The sequence below is a fragment of the Polyangium sp. 6x1 genome (assembly GCF_029946515.1).
In the GTDB taxonomy this organism is placed as follows: domain Bacteria; phylum Myxococcota_A; class Polyangia; order Polyangiales; family Polyangiaceae; genus Polyangium.
Genome location: NZ_JARZHH010000024.1, coordinates 55794 through 72436, shown reverse-complemented (window position 1 = coordinate 72436; position 16643 = coordinate 55794). Strand labels below are relative to the sequence as shown.

Sequence of the window (16643 nt, the reverse complement as noted above, 5' to 3'; positions counted from 1 at the left end):
CGGCGTCAGGGAAGCCGGTTCAGAAGCGCATCCGGCCTTCGATCACGAGCACGGCGCTGCCCGCGAGCAGGACGCGATCTCCGGAGAGCGTGCAGTCGAGCTCGCCCCCACGCGCGCTCACCTGCCGCGCCCGGAGCCGCGCGCGGCCGAGCTCGGAGGCCCAGAGGGGCACGAGCGTGCAATGCAGGGATCCGGTCACGGGATCCTCGGGGACGCCCTTCGCCGGCGCGAAGAAGCGCGAAACGAAATCGACGTCCGCGTCGATCCCCGTCCCCCGCGCGGTGACGCCGACCGCGAACGTGTGGAGCGCCGCGACCTTCGCCATGTCGGGCCGGAGCGCGCGCACGTCCTCGGCGCTGTCGTACACGGCCACGAGGTCGCGCGCCGCAAAGGCCGCGCTCGGTCGCTTGCCGAGCGCGTCGGCGAGCGCGTCGGACACGTCGGCCCGCGCGGGTGGGCGCGCGGGCAGGTCGATCGAGAGCAGGTCGCCTTCGCGCCGCACGACGAGCTCGCCGCTCCGCGTGTGGAACGAGACGAAAGGGAGGCTCGGCGAGAGGAGCTCGAGCACGACGTATCCCGCGGCGAGCGTGGCGTGGCCGCAGAGGTCGACCTCGACCGAGGGCGTGAACCAGCGCAGCTCGTGGCGATCGCCACGCGCCACGAAAAATGCGGTCTCCGAGAGGTTGTTCTCCGCGGCGATCGCCTGGAGCGTCGCGTCCGGGAGCCACGCGGGCAGGGGACATACGGCGGCGGGGTTGCCGGCGAAGGCGCGGCGCGTGAAGGCGTCGATCTGGTAGAGCGGAATCTCGGTCACGTGTCTCCTCCGATGGAGACGTTTACCATGCTCTGCGGCGCCTGTTCAGCACCAGGACCACGTCGGCCGCGGGGAGGGCGAGCTCCAGGCCGGTTTGTCCGGCATGCACCACGCTCTCGAACGATTGCCCGGTTTCGAGGTCGATGGTGGTGCCATCGTAGTCGCCCTGGTCGAGCCGCGCGCCGAGGATGCGGACCGTGCGGGGGGACGTGGCCGTGATCCGGATCGTCAGCCAATTCGGCTCGCCGAGCGCGAGGGCGGGCGAAGGCGGGAGCACGACGACGGGCCGCGCCTCGGCGCGCGAATGATACGCGAGGCGGCTCTGGGCGAGCACCTTCGCCGCAACGCGAAACTCGCCATAAAGATCGTGCTTTTCGACGAGGTCCCAGTACCAGAACATGGGCGCGCCGGCTTGATTGCGGAGCATGCCGGCGTAGAGGGCGTCGCGGACGAAGGCCCGCAGGTTCACGCTCGCGGGGCGCGAGGGGCCGATTTCGCCGAAGAAGGCCGGCGCGCGGGCCTGAAGCCAGCCGAGGCGGGCGAAGAGCGTGACGGCGTCCGTGTAGAGGTGAGGCTGGAGGAAGTCCATCGCGCGCCACGTCGACGCCGGCGCGAGGAGCGCGCTCGTGGTCACCGGGTGGCCATAAGGATCGAGGGCGCGGATGTATCGCGCCATCTCCTCGTGCCAGGCCGTGATGTCGGAGAATCGGCCGGCGAACGAGGCGTCGGTCCACTCGACCTCGTTCCAGAGCTCCCACGCGAAAAGGGACGGGGAATGCGCGTAGCGGGCGACGGCGTGGCGGAGCCACATTTTCATGCGACGCCGCGCCTCGCGGTCCGAAAAGACGTCGGCCGCGTCGTCGAGAAACCCGCCGCGGGCCACGTTCCAGGGATGATCGGGCCAGTTCGGGTTGACGAGCGTGCTGAAGGATCCGTGGTTGAAGAGGACCATCTGCATCGAGATGCCGGCCGCCTCGCAGGCGTCGAAGAGCGCATCCCATTTCGCGAGCGCGGGCTGCCAGAGCCGATCACGCGGCACAGACGCGTCGTCCACGGGCCAAAAAGGGTTTTTCCCGTCCCAGGAGCTCGCCCAGATGCGCGTCCACTCGATCCCGGCAGCCCCCATCCGGGCGATCTGCTCGGCCATGGGCGGCATGTCCGGCATCTGCCAGCCCAGGTTGAAGCCGAGCGGATAATACGGCGTGCCGTCGTCCCACGCGAAGCGGTTCGGCCTGCGCGGGTCGACCCGGAGGAAGCCGCGCGGCATGCGTACGTCGAGACGAACGGTGTCGCTCCGGGGACGCGTGGGCTGGAGGACGCCATTCCGATAGAGGAGGGGTCGATACGGTCCGGGCGCGCGGGCGACGAGGACGGCCTCGTAGGCGGTGCCGTCGTGATAGGCGATGCGCTCGAGCCGCTCGCCGTTCGCTCCGACGAAGACGACGCGGACGTCGTTTTCTTCAGGGTCGTAGGGGTTGCCGGGGAATTCGGCCTCGAAGCGCGCGACGGCGGGGCCGTACCAGGTCGCGGGGGGGCCTACGGCGGGGGCGGCGAGGGCGGGCGGCGCGGCGACCATGGTCTCCGCGAACCGTGGGGCCCGCCCGCCCGGATCGAAAGTCGGCTTCTCGGCGTTCAGCGCGTCGCGACGAAGCCGAAGCTCGTGGCCTGGCCAGGCGCGAGACTGGCGTTGTGAGCGGCGCCCACGAAATGCGTGGTGCCGTCCGTGACCGTGTAGCTCGCATTCCAGATATTGTCGATCGTGCCGTCCACCTGCATCGGGATCGACCAGGTGAGCGATTCTTTCCCGATGTTCGTGACCTGGATCGTGAGCTGATACCCGGTGCCCCAATCGCTGTCGACCGTGGTCGAGACGGCGTACGGGAGCGTGGGGCCGGGGTCGCCGCCGCCCATTCCGCCGCCCGCGCCGCCGACGCCCGTCGGATCGCCGCCGGCGCCGCCGGCGCCGCCCGTGCCCGGGGGATTGCCGCCGGGCTCCGGGGGATCGGCGACACGCTCGGTGAAATGCGAGGTGCGGGTGAGCGCGACGAGCAGGTCGAGGACACGGAGGTTTCCCTTCTGGAACTCGCCCGCGACCTGGCTCGAAAGGCAAGCGAGGCGGCCCTCGTCGAGCTGGCCGTACGCATACCGGAGCCACGAGCGCGCATAACAACCCTGCGCGTCGGGGCTGTCGGCGAGGACGGACGCGAGCTCGGGGACGCCCACGAACTTGCCCGTGGTGGCCGGGGCCGAGAGGATCTCGCCGGAGGCGTCGATCGGCAGGCCATTCTCGTCGGCGCGATACCGGCCGATGCCGTCGAAATGCTCGAAGGCGAAGCCGATGGGGTCGACGAGGTCGTGGCAGCTCTTGCAGAGCGCGACGGTGGTGTGCGCCGCGTATCGCTCGCGGGTGCTCTTCGTCGGGTCGATGGGCGGCGGCTCGGCGACGACGCCGGGCGGCGGCGGCGGCAAGGGCTGGCAAAACAGGCGCTCGCGGACGAGCTTGCCGCGATGCACGGGGGAGGAGCCGGCCGGCTTTCCGTGCGTGGCGAGGACGCTGCCGTGCGTGAGGATGCCAGCGCGTCCGGAGCCGCCGAGCTCGACCATGCCGAAATCGTTTTCATCGGCGGCGCCCGCGGGCGCGGGCAAACCGTAATAGGCCGCGAGCTTCGGGCTCACGAAGGTGTACGGCGCGTCGAGCAGCTCCGCGATCGTGCCTTCGCCATTGCGGATCACGTGCCGGATGAAGAGGCGCGTCTCCTCGATCATGGCGGCGCGGACGTCGGCGTTCCATTCGGGATAGGTGGCGGAGTCCTTGGGCGCAGCGTCGAGACGGTCGAGCTCGAGCCAGGCAATGGCGAACCGCTCCAGGATCTCGTCGCTCCTGGGATCCTCGAGCAGGCGCTTGGCCTGGGCCTCGATCTGCTCCGGCGTGCCGAGCGCATTCGCGTCAGCCGCGGCGAAGAGCTCGGCGTCGGGCATGGTGCCCCAGAGCATGTAGGAGAGCTCGGTCGCGATTTCGTGCGGGGTCAAACGGACGCGGCCGCCCTCGCTGGCGAGGGATTCGTCGCCGAGCTCGGTGCGATAGAGGAAATGCGGCGACTGGAGCATGGCCGTGATCACGGCCTCGATCCCCTCGTTGAAGCCTTCCTTGGAAGCGATGGTCTGGTAGAGGGCGACGTACCGCTGGGCGTCGTCGGCGCTGAGCGGGCGGCGGAAGGCGCGCTTGCCGAACGTCTCGACGAACGTCTTCGCGCAGGCCTCGGGGCCCGCGGCGACGGGGTCGCAGGGCAGGATGCTCGAAGGGTTCGTCAGGGCGAGCGTCGCGATCTCCTCGGCGGCGCGGCGGACCTGGTCGGCGAAGAGCGGGCTCACGCGGAGCGCGTCCTCGTTGTTGTCGAAGCCGCCGATGACGATGTCGGGCACGAACGAGGCGCCCCATTGCGAGTCGATGCCGAAGAGCTCGTGGATCGTGGCGTCGTACTCGTGGCGCGTGAGGCGGCGGAGGACACGCGGGCCGGGCTGCACGGTGGTGCACGCGGCGGAGGGCGCGGCGCAGCCCTCGCCGCGGGTCGTGCGCGTGACGAAGAGCGAGAGGGTCGCGTAATCGGGGGTGCCCGGCTCGACGATGGTGCCGCCGGGGTGGCCACTCGGGTGCTGGCCCGAGGGGCGCGAGAGGAGGGCGGAGAGGCCCCCGGCCTGATCGACGGCGAGCGCGCGGGCCACTTCGAGGTTCTTTTCGAGGGCGTCGGGCTCGCTCCGCGGCGTGAGGACGAGGCGGCTCTTGCCGGCCATGCCCGTGGCGCTGTGGCAGACGAAGCACTTCTTTTCGAGCAGGGGCGTGTAGACGTTGTTCTCGAAGAACGCGAGGTCGTCCGGACAACCGACGACGCCCTTGATCCCCTCGTTTTCGTCTTCCCCGCCGAGGCAGCCGGCGAAGGCGGCCGTGAGGGCGAGGGCGCCCGTGATCCGGATCGAAGTCGAGCGAAGGACAGTACGCAGCATGGCCATGGCTCCCACGTTGGTTCCAGGGGTTTTCACGCGAAGAGCTCCGGCAGGGGACCCGAGCCTTTTTGCGGGTCGCCGAAGGTCTGGTTGTCAAGGCCGAGGGCGTGGCAGACGGAGACGAGGAGGCGGTTGTGCGGCGCGCCGCCGAAGCTCAGATACCGGCCCGTGTTGAGGCCGCCGCCGCCTGCGAGGATCATCGGCACGGACTTGCAATCGTGGAGGCGGCTGTCGCCGAGCTCCTTGCACCAGAGGACGACGGTGGAGTCGAGGAGCATGCCGCCCTGCGGATCGGCCGTGGTGGCGAGGCGCTCGAGGAGGTAGGCGAACTGCTCGGCATACCAGCGCTCGGTGGCGACGAACTCGGCGACGCCCTTGGCATTGCCGTCGTCGCTGTGGGAGAGGCCGTGGTGGCCCTCGGCGACGCCGAGCCAGCTCATGACGACGGGGCCGACGGTGTGGTTCCATTGCACGGAGGCGACGCGCGTCATGTCGCAGGCGAGCGCGAGGACGAGCAGATCCATCTGGGATTTGCCGATCGTCGGGAACGCGTCGTTGTCGTACGTGCCGACTGCGGGCGGGGCCGCGGGCGGGGCGCAGAGCGGGCCTTCGAGGCCGGATTCGAGTTTCTTGAGGGATTCGAGGTGCTCGTCGAGCTTCTCGCGCTCCTGCGAGCCGACACGGCCGCGCAAGGTGCCGAGCTCGCCGCGGAGCAGGTCGAGGATGCTCTTTTTGCGGGCGAGGGCCGCGTCGAGCTCGGCCGGGCCGCCGACGGCGTCGCCGAACATGCGGGTGAAGACGCTCTTGGGGCTGTCGTCGGGCGGGACAAACTGGCCGGGGCCCGCATAGGAGATGCGGGTCTGGATGCCGCCGCCCCAGGCGCTCGTCTGCACGCCGAGCTCCAGGGAGGGGAATCGATCGTTCTGGCCGATGCGGGAGGCGACGAATTGATCGAGGCTCTTGCCCGCGGTCTCCGTGCCGACGGTGCCGCCGCCGGTGAGCATGGCGCCCATGCCGGCCTCATGGTTGTCGACGCCGTGGAAATCGATGCCATCGCATACGATGATGCGGTTCTTGTGCGCGGCGAGCGGCTCGAGGATGCTGCCCGCGGGGAAGGAGAAGCTCGACCCGCTGCCGCTCGGGCGCCAGTGCTTGTGAATGGTGCCGTTTGGCGAGAAGAACACGACGAGGCGGCGGGCCGGGGTCGCGTTCTCGGCGCGAATCTCGCGCTCGAGGAGGCCGAGGACGGGGGCCGCGACGAGGGCCGCACCCATGCCCGAGAGGAAGCGTCGACGGTTCCAGTGCTTCATGCCCCGGCCGTATCGCAACCGGCGTGCCTGGGCAGAGGATCAGGAAAGAGGCCGGAACGGAAGGGCGCGGCGAGAGAGGGTGATCGGCGCGTTCATGGAGGGGTGATCGGAGCCATCACCCTGGAGCGGGGCGATCCCTCGAACGGGAGGGCGCCGCCGAAGAAGGCCGCGGCGCCGCCGGGCAGGGGCGCGACGGCAAAGGCGGTCGCCGGGGGCTTTTCGCGCGGATTCTTGGGGCGGGTGAACCACAGGACCGTGGCGACGCCCAGGGAGACGACGGAGACGCCGAGCGAGACGTTCGCGACAATGAGCTTGGTGCGGACGGGATCGACGAGGTCCGCGGTACAGCGCGGCGCGCAGGTGGCGTCGAGGTGGTCGTAATCGTTCTTCGCGCTCACGGCGAGGCCCGCGAACGCGGCGCCACCCGCGAGGGCCACGCCGCCGAGGACGAGGGGCGCGAGGGGAAGGGGGCGCGGCGGAGGCACGGCGGGCGCAGGTTTTTTCGGCGGAGGGGGCGCGGCGGCGGCGAACCGGACGGAGAGGCGCCGGCGTTGTTCGCCTTCGCGGAGGACGATGCGCTCCTCGATCGCCGGGGCGCCGGGCCACTCGTAGCGGAGGTTGTGCTCGCCCGGATCGAGGGGGATCGCCTTGCCGTCGAGGGACGAGGCGAGGACGCGCTCGCCTTCGAGGACGCGGACGTCGACGAGGTCCTGGCCGGCGCCGCCGCGCGCATCGAGGACGATCGAAGGGGTGCGCTCGTCGAGGTCGGCGAGCCAGTCGGTGCAGTCCTTGCGGACGATGGCGGGACACGCCTCGGCGGCGCAAGCGAGGAAGCGCTCGCGCGCAGCGAGGAGCTTGCCCTGGTCGCGCAGCTCCTGGCCTTGCTCCGAGGCGTCGGCGCAGGCCTGTTTCTGCGTGGCGGGGTCCTCCGGCGGCGCGGCCGCCGCGGCGCGCGGGAAGGCCCCGGCCGCGCCCGCGAGGGCGAAGGCGAAGTAGCAAAGGTGCGCTTGAGGGAGACGCATGGCTCGGGGGCGAGGGCCTCGGGAGCCTTCTTTCCTACCGCTCGTGCTCGCCCACGTCGAGCCTTCCGGGAGGCGCGCCTCGCGGAAGGTGCAGCGCACGAAACGGCGCACGCAAAACCTTGCCGTGGAGGAGGCGGCGCCGCATGGAGAGGGACCAACCCGAGACCCGAGGAGAGGGGATGGCAAGCGAAGGCGAAGACACGCAAGACAGGTCGGCCCCACCGGAGCCGTCCGCATTCCATCATGCGTACGCGGAGGGCGTCCACGCGCCCTGGGACATCGGCCGGCCGCAAGCGGAGCTCGTGGCGCTGGCGGAGGCGGGGGGCTTCCGCGGCGACGTGCTCGACGTGGGCTGCGGGCCCGGCGACAACGCGATTTTCCTGGCGGCGCGGGGGCACGCGGTGACGGGGCTCGACCTGGTGGAGAACGCGCTCGTGAAGGCCCGGGCGCGCGCCCAGCAGAAAAACGTGCCCGTGCAATTCGTGCAGGGCAATGCGCTGGAGCTCGAGTTGCTCGGGCGGACGTTCGATACGGTGCTGGATTCGGGGCTGCTCCACGTGTTCGGGAGCGGAATGCGGGCGCAATACGTGGCGAGCCTCGCGCGCGTGGTTCGTCCGGGCAGCATGTATCATGCGCTCGTGTGGAGCGATCGGGAGCCGGGCGAGGGAGGGCCGCGGCGGCTCTCGGAGGCGGATCTCCGGGCGGCGTTCGCGTCCGGATGGAAGGTGCGCGAGCTCCGGCCGGCGCGGTTCGAGCACCTGCTCGGCGGCAAGGGATACGCGGAGGCGTGGCTCGTGTCGATCGAGCGGACAGAATGATCGATTCTCCGCGGGCCTGGGTTCGCCCGGGCGCGGGCCGCGGCACGTCGCCTGCATGACGGGCCTCCTCGGGGGTTCGCATGGTGGCACGATTCACGCGGCGCACGTTCATCGGTTCGGTCGGCGCGGGCCTTGCGCTCGCCGCATGTGCATCCACCCGAGACAATGGCGGCGCGCCGTCGGGTTCGTCCGACGCGCCGCCGCAAGGCCCCGAGCCCGGCGCGCCGCGCGAGGGGGACATCGAGCTCCCGGCCGGCGCGGTCATGCCGATTCGCATCCTCGGCCGGACGGGCGAGCGCGTCAGCGTGGTGGGGCTCGGCGGATACCACATCGGGATGCAGGACGACCCCCAGGAGAGCCTCCGCATCATCCGCGCGGCGCTGGACCACGGGGTCAATTTCCTGGACAACTGCTGGGATTACAACGACGGCGAGAGCGAGCGCCGCATGGGCCTGGCGCTCCAGGATGGATACCGGCAAAAGGCGTTCTTGATGACGAAGCTCGACGGCCGCACGCGGCAATCGGCGGCCGAGCAGCTCGATCAATCGCTGAAGCGCCTGCGGACGGACGTGATCGATCTCGTGCAGATCCACGAGGTGATCCGCGGGAGTGATCCGGCGCGGGTCTTCGGGCCCGACGGGACGATGGAGGCGCTGCTCTCGGCGCGGCAGGCTGGAAAGATCAGATATATCGGTTTTACCGGGCACAAGGATCCGGCGTACCACCTGGCCATGCTGAAGGCGGGGTTCGACAACGGGTTCACGTTCGACACGGTGCAGATGCCGCTGAACCCGATGGATCCGCATTACAAGAGCTTCGAGAAGGAGGTCTTGCCGGTGCTCGCGGCGCACGACATCGGCGTGCTCGGGATGAAGCCGCTGGCGTCGGGGATCTTGCTGGAGAGCGGCGCGGTGAGCGCGCCGGAATGCCTGCGCTACGCGATGTCGCTGCCGACGTCGGTCGTGATCACGGGCTGCGACACGGTGGGCGTGCTGGAGCAGGCGCTCCATGCGGCCTATACGTTCGAGCCGATGCGGCGCGAGGAGAAGGAGGCGCTGCTCGCGCGGACGGCGCCGGCGGGCCGGAGCGGTCAGTACGAGCCGTTCAAGAACACGAAGCAATTCGACGGGACCGAGAGGAACCCGAAGTGGATGACGAGCGCGGAGCTCTGAATTGCGCCGCGGGCGCTTGTTCGGCTAGTCTCGCGGCCCCCATGACGAACCCCTTCACCCAGGTCTCGACGAACCGCTCCTTCGGCGGCCACCAGAAGGTGCTGCGGCACGAATCGCGCGCGCTCGGCTGTAGCATGAACGTGGGCGTCTACCTGCCCCCGCAGGCCGAGTCCGGGCGCTGCCCCGTGCTCTACTGGCTCTCCGGGCTCACGTGCACGGAGCAGAACTTCGTGACGAAGGCGGGCGTGCAGGAGCACGCGGCGCGGCACGGGATCATCGTGGTCGCGCCGGACACGAGCCCGCGCGGCGAGGGGGTGGCGGACGATCCGGCCTACGATCTCGGGCAAGGCGCCGGGTTTTACGTGGACGCGACCGAGGCGCCCTGGGCGCGGCATTATCGAATGCACGAATACGTGGCGGAGGAGCTCCCGGCGCTCGTGGAGGCGCACCTGCCGGCGCTCCCGGACCGTCGGGGGATCTTCGGGCATTCGATGGGCGGGCATGGCGCGCTCGTGCTCGCCCTGAAGCACCCGGGGCGATATCGATCGGTGTCGGCGTTCTCGCCGATCGTGGCGCCGAGCCAGGTGCCCTGGGGTGAAAAGGCGCTCTCTGCGTATCTCGGCGCGGACCGGGAGGCGTGGAAGGCGTGGGACGCGACGGCGCTCGTGCGCGAGGCGAAGGAGCGGCTGCCGATCCTGATCGACCAGGGGGACGCGGATCCATTCCTCGCGCGGGAATTGCAGCCGGAGCTCTTCCGCGCGGCGTGCGAGGCCGCGGGGCATCCGCTGACGCTGCGGATGCAGGCGGGGTACGACCACAGCTACTATTTCATCGCGACGTTCATGCGGGACCACGTGGAGCACCACGCGGCGGCCCTGCGATGAGCCCGCTGCGGCTCACTTGAAGTCGCAGAAGCCGCCGCCGAGCCACTTGATGAAGATCGTGGAGTAGTAGTGGCTGGCGCCGGGCTCGCTGCTGCCCGTGTAGCGCATGTCGTCACGGTCGCTCGTCCCCTGGCAATCGGACGCGTACATCTTCCACGTCGCGATGCCGCCGTCCGAAACCCAGTAGCTGAGCGAGGTCGTCCAGTCGGACGACGGCGTCTCCTTCCGGAATGCCTCGAACAGCGTGCTGCCATTGCACGAGAGGACGTGCTCCTTGCCCGCGCACGCGGTGGCGTACGGCGGACCGTAGTCGTCCTGGACCTGGTAGGTGCTCGCCGTGCGCTGGTGGGTCGCCCAGGGGCCGGAGGCGCCCGTGTACCAGAGGTGCAGCGAGCAATCGGAATAGTCCTCGACGAACTCCTCGACGAACGGGACGAAGGAGGCGTTCCAGCCGTACGCATAACCGAACTCGGCCGGGTTCGCGCAGTAATAGCTCTCGACCAGCGTCGCGGGGTTCGGCGCCTTCGGGAGTCCGAGCGTGACCGGCTTCATCGGCTGGTGCTCGAGCTCCGCCCTCGTGTGGGCGCCCCGCTCGACGTCGATGACGAGGCTGTCGGGGAGCAGCGTGTTTTCGGGCGCGACGGCGCGCAGGAGCTCGACGGGCGTCGTGTACGTGTCGAGCACGCTCTCCGCGCTCCCGTCGGCGGGGAGCTCCTCCAGGACGCCCGTTTTCCCATTGCCCATGCCGCAGAACACGTACGTGGCGCCGGAGCGGGCATGCACCACGGCGAGGGTCCGATCGCCGCACGGGGCGCTGTTGTCGCGGGTCATGGCGGAGGCGGCCGCCGTCGGCGCGAGGGATTCGCCGTCGCCGTCGAGGCGAGCGGACGCGGTATCGGCCGGCGTCGGAGCGAGCTCCGCATCCTCGGGGGCGTCCGCGCCGACACACGCCATCGTGGTGGCTGCAAGAAGCAGGGGGAAGGTCAGCGCGAGGGTGCGGGCCTTGGCGAGGGTCGTCTTGCTCATGGGAATCGTGCTCCTGGTCGTGGCCATTTGCTTCGTGGCCGGTATGAACGAGAGCATCGCAATGAGCGTGCCGGAGCGCGCGGCCCCGCGAAAACGCGGATTTCCGAAGCGCGCACGCACCGGCAGGGGAGCGCTGTCACGGCCGCGTGACAGCGGGCGTCACGGCGGCGTACCGATGTCACGGCCGCGCGACACGGTCGATGGAAGATGGGGCGCGTGATTGTCGAACGAGGGAGGCGCAGCGTCTATCGCCGCGGATCGACCTGGGTGCCGCGGGCGCGGCGGAGGATCTCCTCGGCCACGAACGCGGCGACCGTGGAGGGCTTCGTGCCGGGGCCAAAGCCGCCCTCGTAACCGAGCTCGAGCGCGAGCTTGTTGTCGATGCGCGGGCCGCCGAGGAGGAGGAGGAACTTGTCGCGCACGCCTTGTTTCTTCAGGAGATCGACGAGCGCGGCCGCGTTCTCCTTGTGGCAGTTGCGCTGCGTGATGACCTGCGAGACGAGGATCGCGTCGGCCCCGAGCGCCTTGGCGCGCTCGGCGAGCTCGACGTTTTCGACCTGCGCGCCGAGGTTGTGCGCGTCGAAGCACTTGTAGCTCTCGAGGCCCTTTTCCCCGGCGAATCCCTTGTAATTGAGGATCGCGTCGATCCCGACGGTATGCGCGTCCGAGCCCGTGCAGGCGCCGACCACGACGATCTTGCGGCCGAGGTTCTTGCCCATGGCCTCGATCTGCTCGCGGTCGAGCGGCTTCGCGGCGAGCTCGGCGACGTCGATGGTGTCGATGTCGATCTGGTGCGCCGAGTGCCCGTAGGCCACGAAATACGTGTGCTGCTGGGAGCATTGCTCCATCGTGGTGACGAGCGGGTCCTTGAGGCCGTGGGCCTCGGCGAAGCGCTTCGCCGCCTCCTTCGCGCGGTCCCCGGGCAGGATCGCGAGCGTGAAGGTCATCTGCACCATCCCGTCGCCTTCACGGTCCCCGTACGCGCGTAGCCATTTCGCCATGGTCAGCGGCCTCCTTCGAGCTCGTCGAGGATCGGGTTCAAATACTCGGGATCACGCGCCGCCACGCCGGCGTGGCCCTTGCCGCCCGTGCGCTTGCGCTTCACGTCGCCGAATGCGCCCCCGCCGATCGCGTCCCAGATGCCGTCGCCCTTCACCTGATCGAGCAGCTCGTGCGCCTTGTGCAGCACCTCTTTCGCGCGCCGCTCCACGATGCCGCCGGGCTTCCACTGGATCTCGTCGCCGAGGTGCCTCGCCGTGCCGAAGACGTATTTCGCGCTCTTCAGCGCGAGGTACCGGTCCATGAGCAAGGGCGTGTGGATCGCCTCGCTGAACATGCCGAGCAGCTCGATCGATTGGTGCGTCATGACGCCCGCGAGGTTGAACATCGCGTCGTGCACGTGGCTGTGGAAGACGTCGCCCGTCTTGAATTTCGTGGGCGGCATCCATTTGATGGGGTGCTTGTCGAAGATCTGCCGGATGAGCTGCGCCTGCGCGACCTCGAAGAGGAAGCTGTCCTCGAGCCAGGGGTCGATCTCGAACGCGTGCCCGAGGCCCATCTGCTCGTCCGAGAGCCCCGCGCGCCGCGCGAACGCCTCGTTGATGAACTGCGAGGCGAGCACGGTGTGCGCTTTCTCCACCGCGTCGGCCGTCGTCAGGTAGTTGTCCTCGCCCGTGTTGATGACGATTCCGCTGCGGGCGACGATGCGGCGCGAGAAGTATTGATCGACGAACGTCCGCTCCATGTTGATGTCGCGGAAGAGGATGCCGTACATCGCGTCGTTGAGGAGCATGTCGAGCCGCTCGACCGCCGCCATCCACGCGATCTCGCTCATGCAAAGGCCCGAGGAGTAGTTCGTCTGGGCGAGGTATTTTCCGGTCTCCTCGCTCGCCTCGTCCGCGGCTTTGCGGATGATGCGGAAGTTCTCCTGCGTGGCGTACGTCCCGCCATAGCCCTCGGTCGTCGGGCCCTCGGGCACGTAATCGAGGAGCGATTGCGCCGTCGCGCGGATGACCGCGACGATGTCCGCCCCGGCGAAGCGCGCGGCCTTGGCCTGGACCGCGTCGTCGTAGATGTTGCCGGTCGCGACGATGACGTATTTGAGCGGGAGCTCGGCCTCGGGGAAGCGGCTCTTGAACCGCTCGCGCGCGCGGCGCGCCTCGTCGATGCGTCCGATCGCCCGCTGGGTCTCGAGCTCGAGGGCGCCGCGGCATTCGTTCGTCGTGGGGCCGCCCTCCACGTCGAGCGAGGCGCCGCCGTACGCGAGCTGCTCGGCCGCCTCCTGCGCGGAGCTCGCGCCTTCGAGGAGCGCGCGTCCGAGGAAGTACGCGACGCCGCGGCCCGCGTGTCCCGCCTTGTGGATGCGGTCGACGAGCGCGTTGGCGAGCGGCGTGCCCTCGGGATCCGCGCCCGTGACGCCGTAGGAGCGCGCGACGGTGCGCTCGATGCCCACGGTCGTGTGGCGGTCGATGAAGCGCTGGACGTCGTCGGCGATCGCGGCCGCCGCAGCGCGGCACGCGTCGACGGTCGCGTGATCGAGGGGGACCTTGGCCATGGCGCTCGGAAATGGCGCGGATGGGCCCGATTGTCAACGACGAGGGTTCGGCCCGAGAGCCGCGCCCGAGCGCGTGATCCGAGCGCTCATCGAGCGAGCGGCGTGATGGTAAGCTCGCACCGTGCACGTCTCTGCGAACCCCCCGCTCGCCGTGGCGAAGCTCGTCTGGCAGCCTCGGCCCGATGCGTTCGTGATGACGGTCGTTTGCAGGGCGACGTACGCGCTGCGGAACGGGCCGTGCGAGCTCCTCGGTGCGCCCGACGCGCCGCAGTTGGTGGACATGTACTGGCAGGACGGGTCGCCACGCAGCGTCCGCTTGCCGAACGATCTCGCGCCGTTCAAGCGGCACGTGGACGTGATCGTCGTGGGGCACGCGTGGGCGCCCCATGGAAAGGCCGTGCCGTCGCTCGTCGCGCGCCTCGCGGTGGGGCCCGTGAACAAGGCGATCGCGGTGTACGGCGACCGGTACTGGCTGCCGGAAGGCAGGCTCTCGGACGCCGTGCCGTTCACGCGGATGCCGTTGCGCTGGATGCGGGCGGCGGGCGGGCCGAGGTCGTGGAACCCCGTGGGGATCCCGGTGAGCGTCGACGCGAGCGCGCCGGGACATCCGCCGAATTTCGAGCCGGTGGGGTTCGTGTTGCGGAGCCCGACGCAGGAGATCCCGCCCGTCGGCTTCGGGCCGATCGCGGCGCGGTGGCCGACGCGCGTCGAGCATCTGCGCGCGCACCGGAACGCGTGGTCGCACGAGGGGTGGCACGAGCAGGCGCTGCCCACGGGCGTGGATGCGTCGTACTGGAACGCGGCGCCGCAGGATCAGCAGATCACCGAGCTGCCCGCGCAGGCGCAGATCCTCCTCGAACACCTGCATCCCGAGCAGCCGCGGGTGATCGCGGTCGTCGAGGACGTGCGGCCGCGGGCGATGGTGACCCGGAGCGGGGGCAGCCCGCAGGAAGTGTGGCTGCGCGCGGATACGCTGCTCATCGATACGGATCGAGGGGTCTGCAGCGTGACGTGGCGCGCGGCGGTGCCGCTGCGGCACGCGAAGGAAGATGGGGTCGTGGTCGTCGCGCCGACGCGGGGGACAGGGGCGCCGAGCGTCGCGCCGCGCGTGGGTCCGGGGGTCGCGCCGAGCGCGCCGCCGAGTGCTCCGGTGAGTGCTCCGCCGAGCGCGCCGCCGAGTGCTCCGCCGAGCGCAGCTCCGAGCGTCGCGAAGACCCTGGCGATGCCCGAACGGCCGCCCGCCGCGCGCACGATGGTGATGCTGGGCGATGGGCCTCCGAAGCCCGCGGCCACGCTTCCGTTCGCGCGATCGAGCGCACCTGCCGTTCCGCCGTCCGAGCCGCGCCGGGAGCGTCCGCCGCTTTCGTTCGCGCGGGACGACGACGAGGCGACGCTCCCCGGGAACGTGGGCAAACCCGAGGAGATCCAGACCCTGCCGTTTCAGCGCTCCCCGCTGCGCCAGATCCCGGCGAGCAGCCTGAAGCCCGCGCCCGCGCCGGCCAAGGCGCCGCCGCCGATCGATCCGGACGACGACGGGACCGAGACGCGGGTCCCCGCGCCGATCACCACGGCGCCCGCGCCGCTGCCGTTCGTCGCGGGCAGCGGGATCGGTCCGAGTGGCGACGGGAAGCACACGCTCGTCCCGCTGGCGAGCGCCGTCGCGGCGGCGCCGCTTCCGTTCCAGCACGCGCCGATCGCGCCGGATGACGATGGGACCGGGACGATCGTCCCCGATTCGCAGGGCGCGCTGTCGGCGTTGCCTTTCCGTGCCGCGGCGCCGGCCGCCGCGGCGGAGGAGCCCGAGCCGGCGACCGAGCGCAAGCCGAAGCTTCCGCCCGATGCTGCGCTGCCGTTCGGCAACCCAACCCCTGCGGCCTCCCCGCTGCTCGTGCCTTCCGGCGGAGGCGTCGTGCCTTCGGAAGGCCGGAGCACGCATTTGACGGGCGGGAGCATGCATTTGGCGGGCGGGAGCATGCATTTGGCGGGCGGGAGCACGCATTTGGCGGGCGGCGGCATGCATTTGGGGGGCGGTGGCATGCATTTGGGGGGAGGCGTCATGCCTTCGGCGGGAAGCGTCATGCCTTCGGCGGGAAGCGTCATGCCTTCGGCGGGAAGCGTCATGCCTTCGGCGGGAAGCGTCGTGCCTTCGGTGGGAAGCGTCGTGCCTTCGGCGGGAGGCGTCGTGCCTTCGGCGGGAAGCGTCGGCGCCGCGCGCAGCGAGCTCTCGGTCGAGCGGTACGCGCGCATCAAGGTCGACCTGTGGGGGGCGCAGGTGGCCCTCCACGAGGTGCTTTCGCGGTACGGGATCGACGAGGTCGCGTGGCGCGTGCACGAGCGGCAGCAAGCGGAGGCGCTCGCGGGGGAGGCGCGGGAAGGCCGATGTGATCTCGCGCTCGCGCTCTGCGCCGCGTTCGAGGCCGCGAAGGCGCCGGGCGTCGCGCCGCCGCCCCTCGGCGGGATCGCCTGACGTCGGCAGGCGCGAGGAAGCGATCCGAATGCGCCGCCGATTCGTATAGAATCCGAGGTCTCTGGAGGAGCCATGAAGCGTGCCACGAACGTGCGCGGGATCGAAGCAGCGGCGGCGAAACGAGGGCCGCGGCTCCAGCCCGTGCCGGGGCCGGCCCCGCGACCCGCGTTGTTCACGGCCGAGGTCCACGAGATCGACGCGGACGGCGTCGTGCTCGGGATCGGCAACTCGACGGCGCCCGCGAAGCTCGATCCGTCGGTGCATCCGACGGTGGTCGAAGGCGCGCGTGCGCGGCGCGAGCGCGTGCTCGTCGAGGAAGGCGAGGATGGCGTGCTCGTCGTGATCGGCGCGCTGCGGACGCAGCCCACGCCCGGCGTGGATGCGGCCGAGAGCTACTCCATCAAGGCGAAGCGGATCTCGCTCGAAGCTGGCGAGGAGCTCTCGCTGTCGGCGCAGACCGCGGCCGTCGTGCTGCGCGCGATCGGCGAGGTCGAGACGTACGCCGAGCGGATCCTGTCGCGCGCCGAGGGCGTGCACAAGATCGTCGGGCGCATGTTGCGCCTCAACTAGCTCG

13 protein-coding genes are annotated in these 16643 nt (G+C 70.4%); 5 read left to right on the top strand and 8 right to left on the bottom strand.

Going from position 1 to position 16643, the window contains the following annotated elements; all coding sequences use genetic code 11:
- Nucleotides 1–19: 19 nt before the first annotated feature.
- The 5 genes from QHF85_RS22770 to QHF85_RS22750 form a co-directional block, all read right to left on the bottom strand.
- Complete coding sequence (locus QHF85_RS22770) at nucleotides 20–814, bottom strand: PhzF family phenazine biosynthesis protein (protein ID WP_281329379.1); 795 nt, start codon at nucleotides 812–814, stop codon at nucleotides 20–22.
- Nucleotides 815–836: 22 nt separating this feature from the next.
- On the bottom strand, nucleotides 837–2390 hold the full coding sequence (locus QHF85_RS22765; RefSeq protein ID WP_281329378.1) for a hypothetical protein: 1554 nt from the start codon (nucleotides 2388–2390) through the stop codon (nucleotides 837–839).
- A gap of 56 nt (nucleotides 2391–2446) precedes the next feature.
- Nucleotides 2447–4822 carry a DUF1592 domain-containing protein gene (locus tag QHF85_RS22760; protein WP_281329377.1) on the bottom strand — a complete coding sequence of 792 codons (2376 nt, stop codon included), beginning with the start codon at nucleotides 4820–4822 and terminating at the stop codon, nucleotides 2447–2449.
- A 26-nt stretch (nucleotides 4823–4848) separates the two neighbouring features.
- A complete protein-coding gene (locus QHF85_RS22755; RefSeq protein WP_281329376.1) occupies nucleotides 4849–6126 on the bottom strand; it encodes a DUF1552 domain-containing protein in 1278 nt (425 codons plus the stop codon).
- Between the two features lie 92 nt (nucleotides 6127–6218).
- Complete coding sequence (locus QHF85_RS22750; protein WP_281329375.1) at nucleotides 6219–7148, bottom strand: hypothetical protein; 930 nt, start codon at nucleotides 7146–7148, stop codon at nucleotides 6219–6221.
- 179 nt (nucleotides 7149–7327) lie between these two features.
- Here QHF85_RS22750 and QHF85_RS22745 point away from each other — a divergent pair, with 179 nt between their 5' ends.
- The 3 genes from QHF85_RS22745 (at nucleotide 7328) to fghA (ending at nucleotide 10022) form a co-directional block, all read left to right on the top strand.
- Nucleotides 7328–7966 carry a class I SAM-dependent methyltransferase gene (locus QHF85_RS22745; protein WP_281329374.1) on the top strand — a complete coding sequence of 213 codons (639 nt, stop codon included), beginning with the start codon at nucleotides 7328–7330 and terminating at the stop codon, nucleotides 7964–7966.
- 80 nt (nucleotides 7967–8046) lie between these two features.
- On the top strand, nucleotides 8047–9138 hold the full coding sequence (locus QHF85_RS22740) for an aldo/keto reductase (RefSeq protein WP_281329373.1): 1092 nt from the start codon (nucleotides 8047–8049) through the stop codon (nucleotides 9136–9138).
- A 41-nt stretch (nucleotides 9139–9179) separates the two neighbouring features.
- Nucleotides 9180–10022, top strand: a complete 843-nt coding sequence (gene fghA, locus QHF85_RS22735; RefSeq protein WP_281329372.1) for an S-formylglutathione hydrolase — start codon at nucleotides 9180–9182, stop codon at nucleotides 10020–10022.
- A gap of 12 nt (nucleotides 10023–10034) precedes the next feature.
- On the opposite strand, the gene QHF85_RS22730 is transcribed toward fghA, so the two are convergent.
- The 3 genes from QHF85_RS22730 to QHF85_RS22720 form a co-directional block, all read right to left on the bottom strand.
- A complete protein-coding gene (locus QHF85_RS22730) occupies nucleotides 10035–11048 on the bottom strand; it encodes a hypothetical protein (protein WP_281329371.1) in 1014 nt (337 codons plus the stop codon).
- Nucleotides 11049–11293: 245 nt separating this feature from the next.
- Nucleotides 11294–12049: an OAM dimerization domain-containing protein gene (locus tag QHF85_RS22725; RefSeq protein WP_281329370.1), complete on the bottom strand. Its 756-nt coding sequence runs from the start codon at nucleotides 12047–12049 to the stop codon at nucleotides 11294–11296.
- 2 nt (nucleotides 12050–12051) lie between these two features.
- Nucleotides 12052–13602 carry a lysine 5,6-aminomutase subunit alpha gene (locus QHF85_RS22720; RefSeq protein ID WP_281329369.1) on the bottom strand — a complete coding sequence of 517 codons (1551 nt, stop codon included), beginning with the start codon at nucleotides 13600–13602 and terminating at the stop codon, nucleotides 12052–12054.
- A 121-nt stretch (nucleotides 13603–13723) separates the two neighbouring features.
- On the opposite strand from QHF85_RS22720, the gene QHF85_RS22715 reads away from it, so the two are divergent.
- A complete protein-coding gene (locus tag QHF85_RS22715) occupies nucleotides 13724–16069 on the top strand; it encodes a DUF2169 domain-containing protein (RefSeq protein ID WP_281329368.1) in 2346 nt (781 codons plus the stop codon).
- A gap of 72 nt (nucleotides 16070–16141) precedes the next feature.
- The gene (locus tag QHF85_RS22710) at nucleotides 16142–16639 is read left to right on the top strand and encodes a hypothetical protein (protein ID WP_281329367.1); all 498 of its coding nucleotides are present in this window, start codon (nucleotides 16142–16144) and stop codon (nucleotides 16637–16639) included.
- The last annotated feature ends 4 nt before the right edge of the window (nucleotides 16640–16643 follow it).

Excerpts from the sequence above, each read along its gene's own strand:
- QHF85_RS22765 (WP_281329378.1), bottom strand. The coding sequence starts at position 2,390 with ATGGTCGCCGCGCCGCCCGCCCTCGCCGCCCCCGCCGTAGGCCCCCCC.
- QHF85_RS22760 (WP_281329377.1), bottom strand. The coding sequence starts at position 4,822 with ATGGCCATGCTGCGTACTGTCCTTCGCTCGACTTCGATCCGGATCACG.
- QHF85_RS22755 (WP_281329376.1), bottom strand. The coding sequence starts at position 6,126 with ATGAAGCACTGGAACCGTCGACGCTTCCTCTCGGGCATGGGTGCGGCC.
- QHF85_RS22750 (WP_281329375.1), bottom strand. The coding sequence starts at position 7,148 with ATGCGTCTCCCTCAAGCGCACCTTTGCTACTTCGCCTTCGCCCTCGCG.
- QHF85_RS22745 (WP_281329374.1), top strand. The coding sequence starts at position 7,328 with ATGGCAAGCGAAGGCGAAGACACGCAAGACAGGTCGGCCCCACCGGAG.
- QHF85_RS22740 (WP_281329373.1), top strand. The coding sequence starts at position 8,047 with ATGGTGGCACGATTCACGCGGCGCACGTTCATCGGTTCGGTCGGCGCG.
- fghA (WP_281329372.1), top strand. The coding sequence starts at position 9,180 with ATGACGAACCCCTTCACCCAGGTCTCGACGAACCGCTCCTTCGGCGGC.
- QHF85_RS22730 (WP_281329371.1), bottom strand. The coding sequence starts at position 11,048 with ATGAGCAAGACGACCCTCGCCAAGGCCCGCACCCTCGCGCTGACCTTC.
- QHF85_RS22725 (WP_281329370.1), bottom strand. The coding sequence starts at position 12,049 with ATGGCGAAATGGCTACGCGCGTACGGGGACCGTGAAGGCGACGGGATG.
- QHF85_RS22720 (WP_281329369.1), bottom strand. The coding sequence starts at position 13,602 with ATGGCCAAGGTCCCCCTCGATCACGCGACCGTCGACGCGTGCCGCGCT.
- QHF85_RS22710 (WP_281329367.1), top strand. The coding sequence starts at position 16,142 with ATGAAGCGTGCCACGAACGTGCGCGGGATCGAAGCAGCGGCGGCGAAA.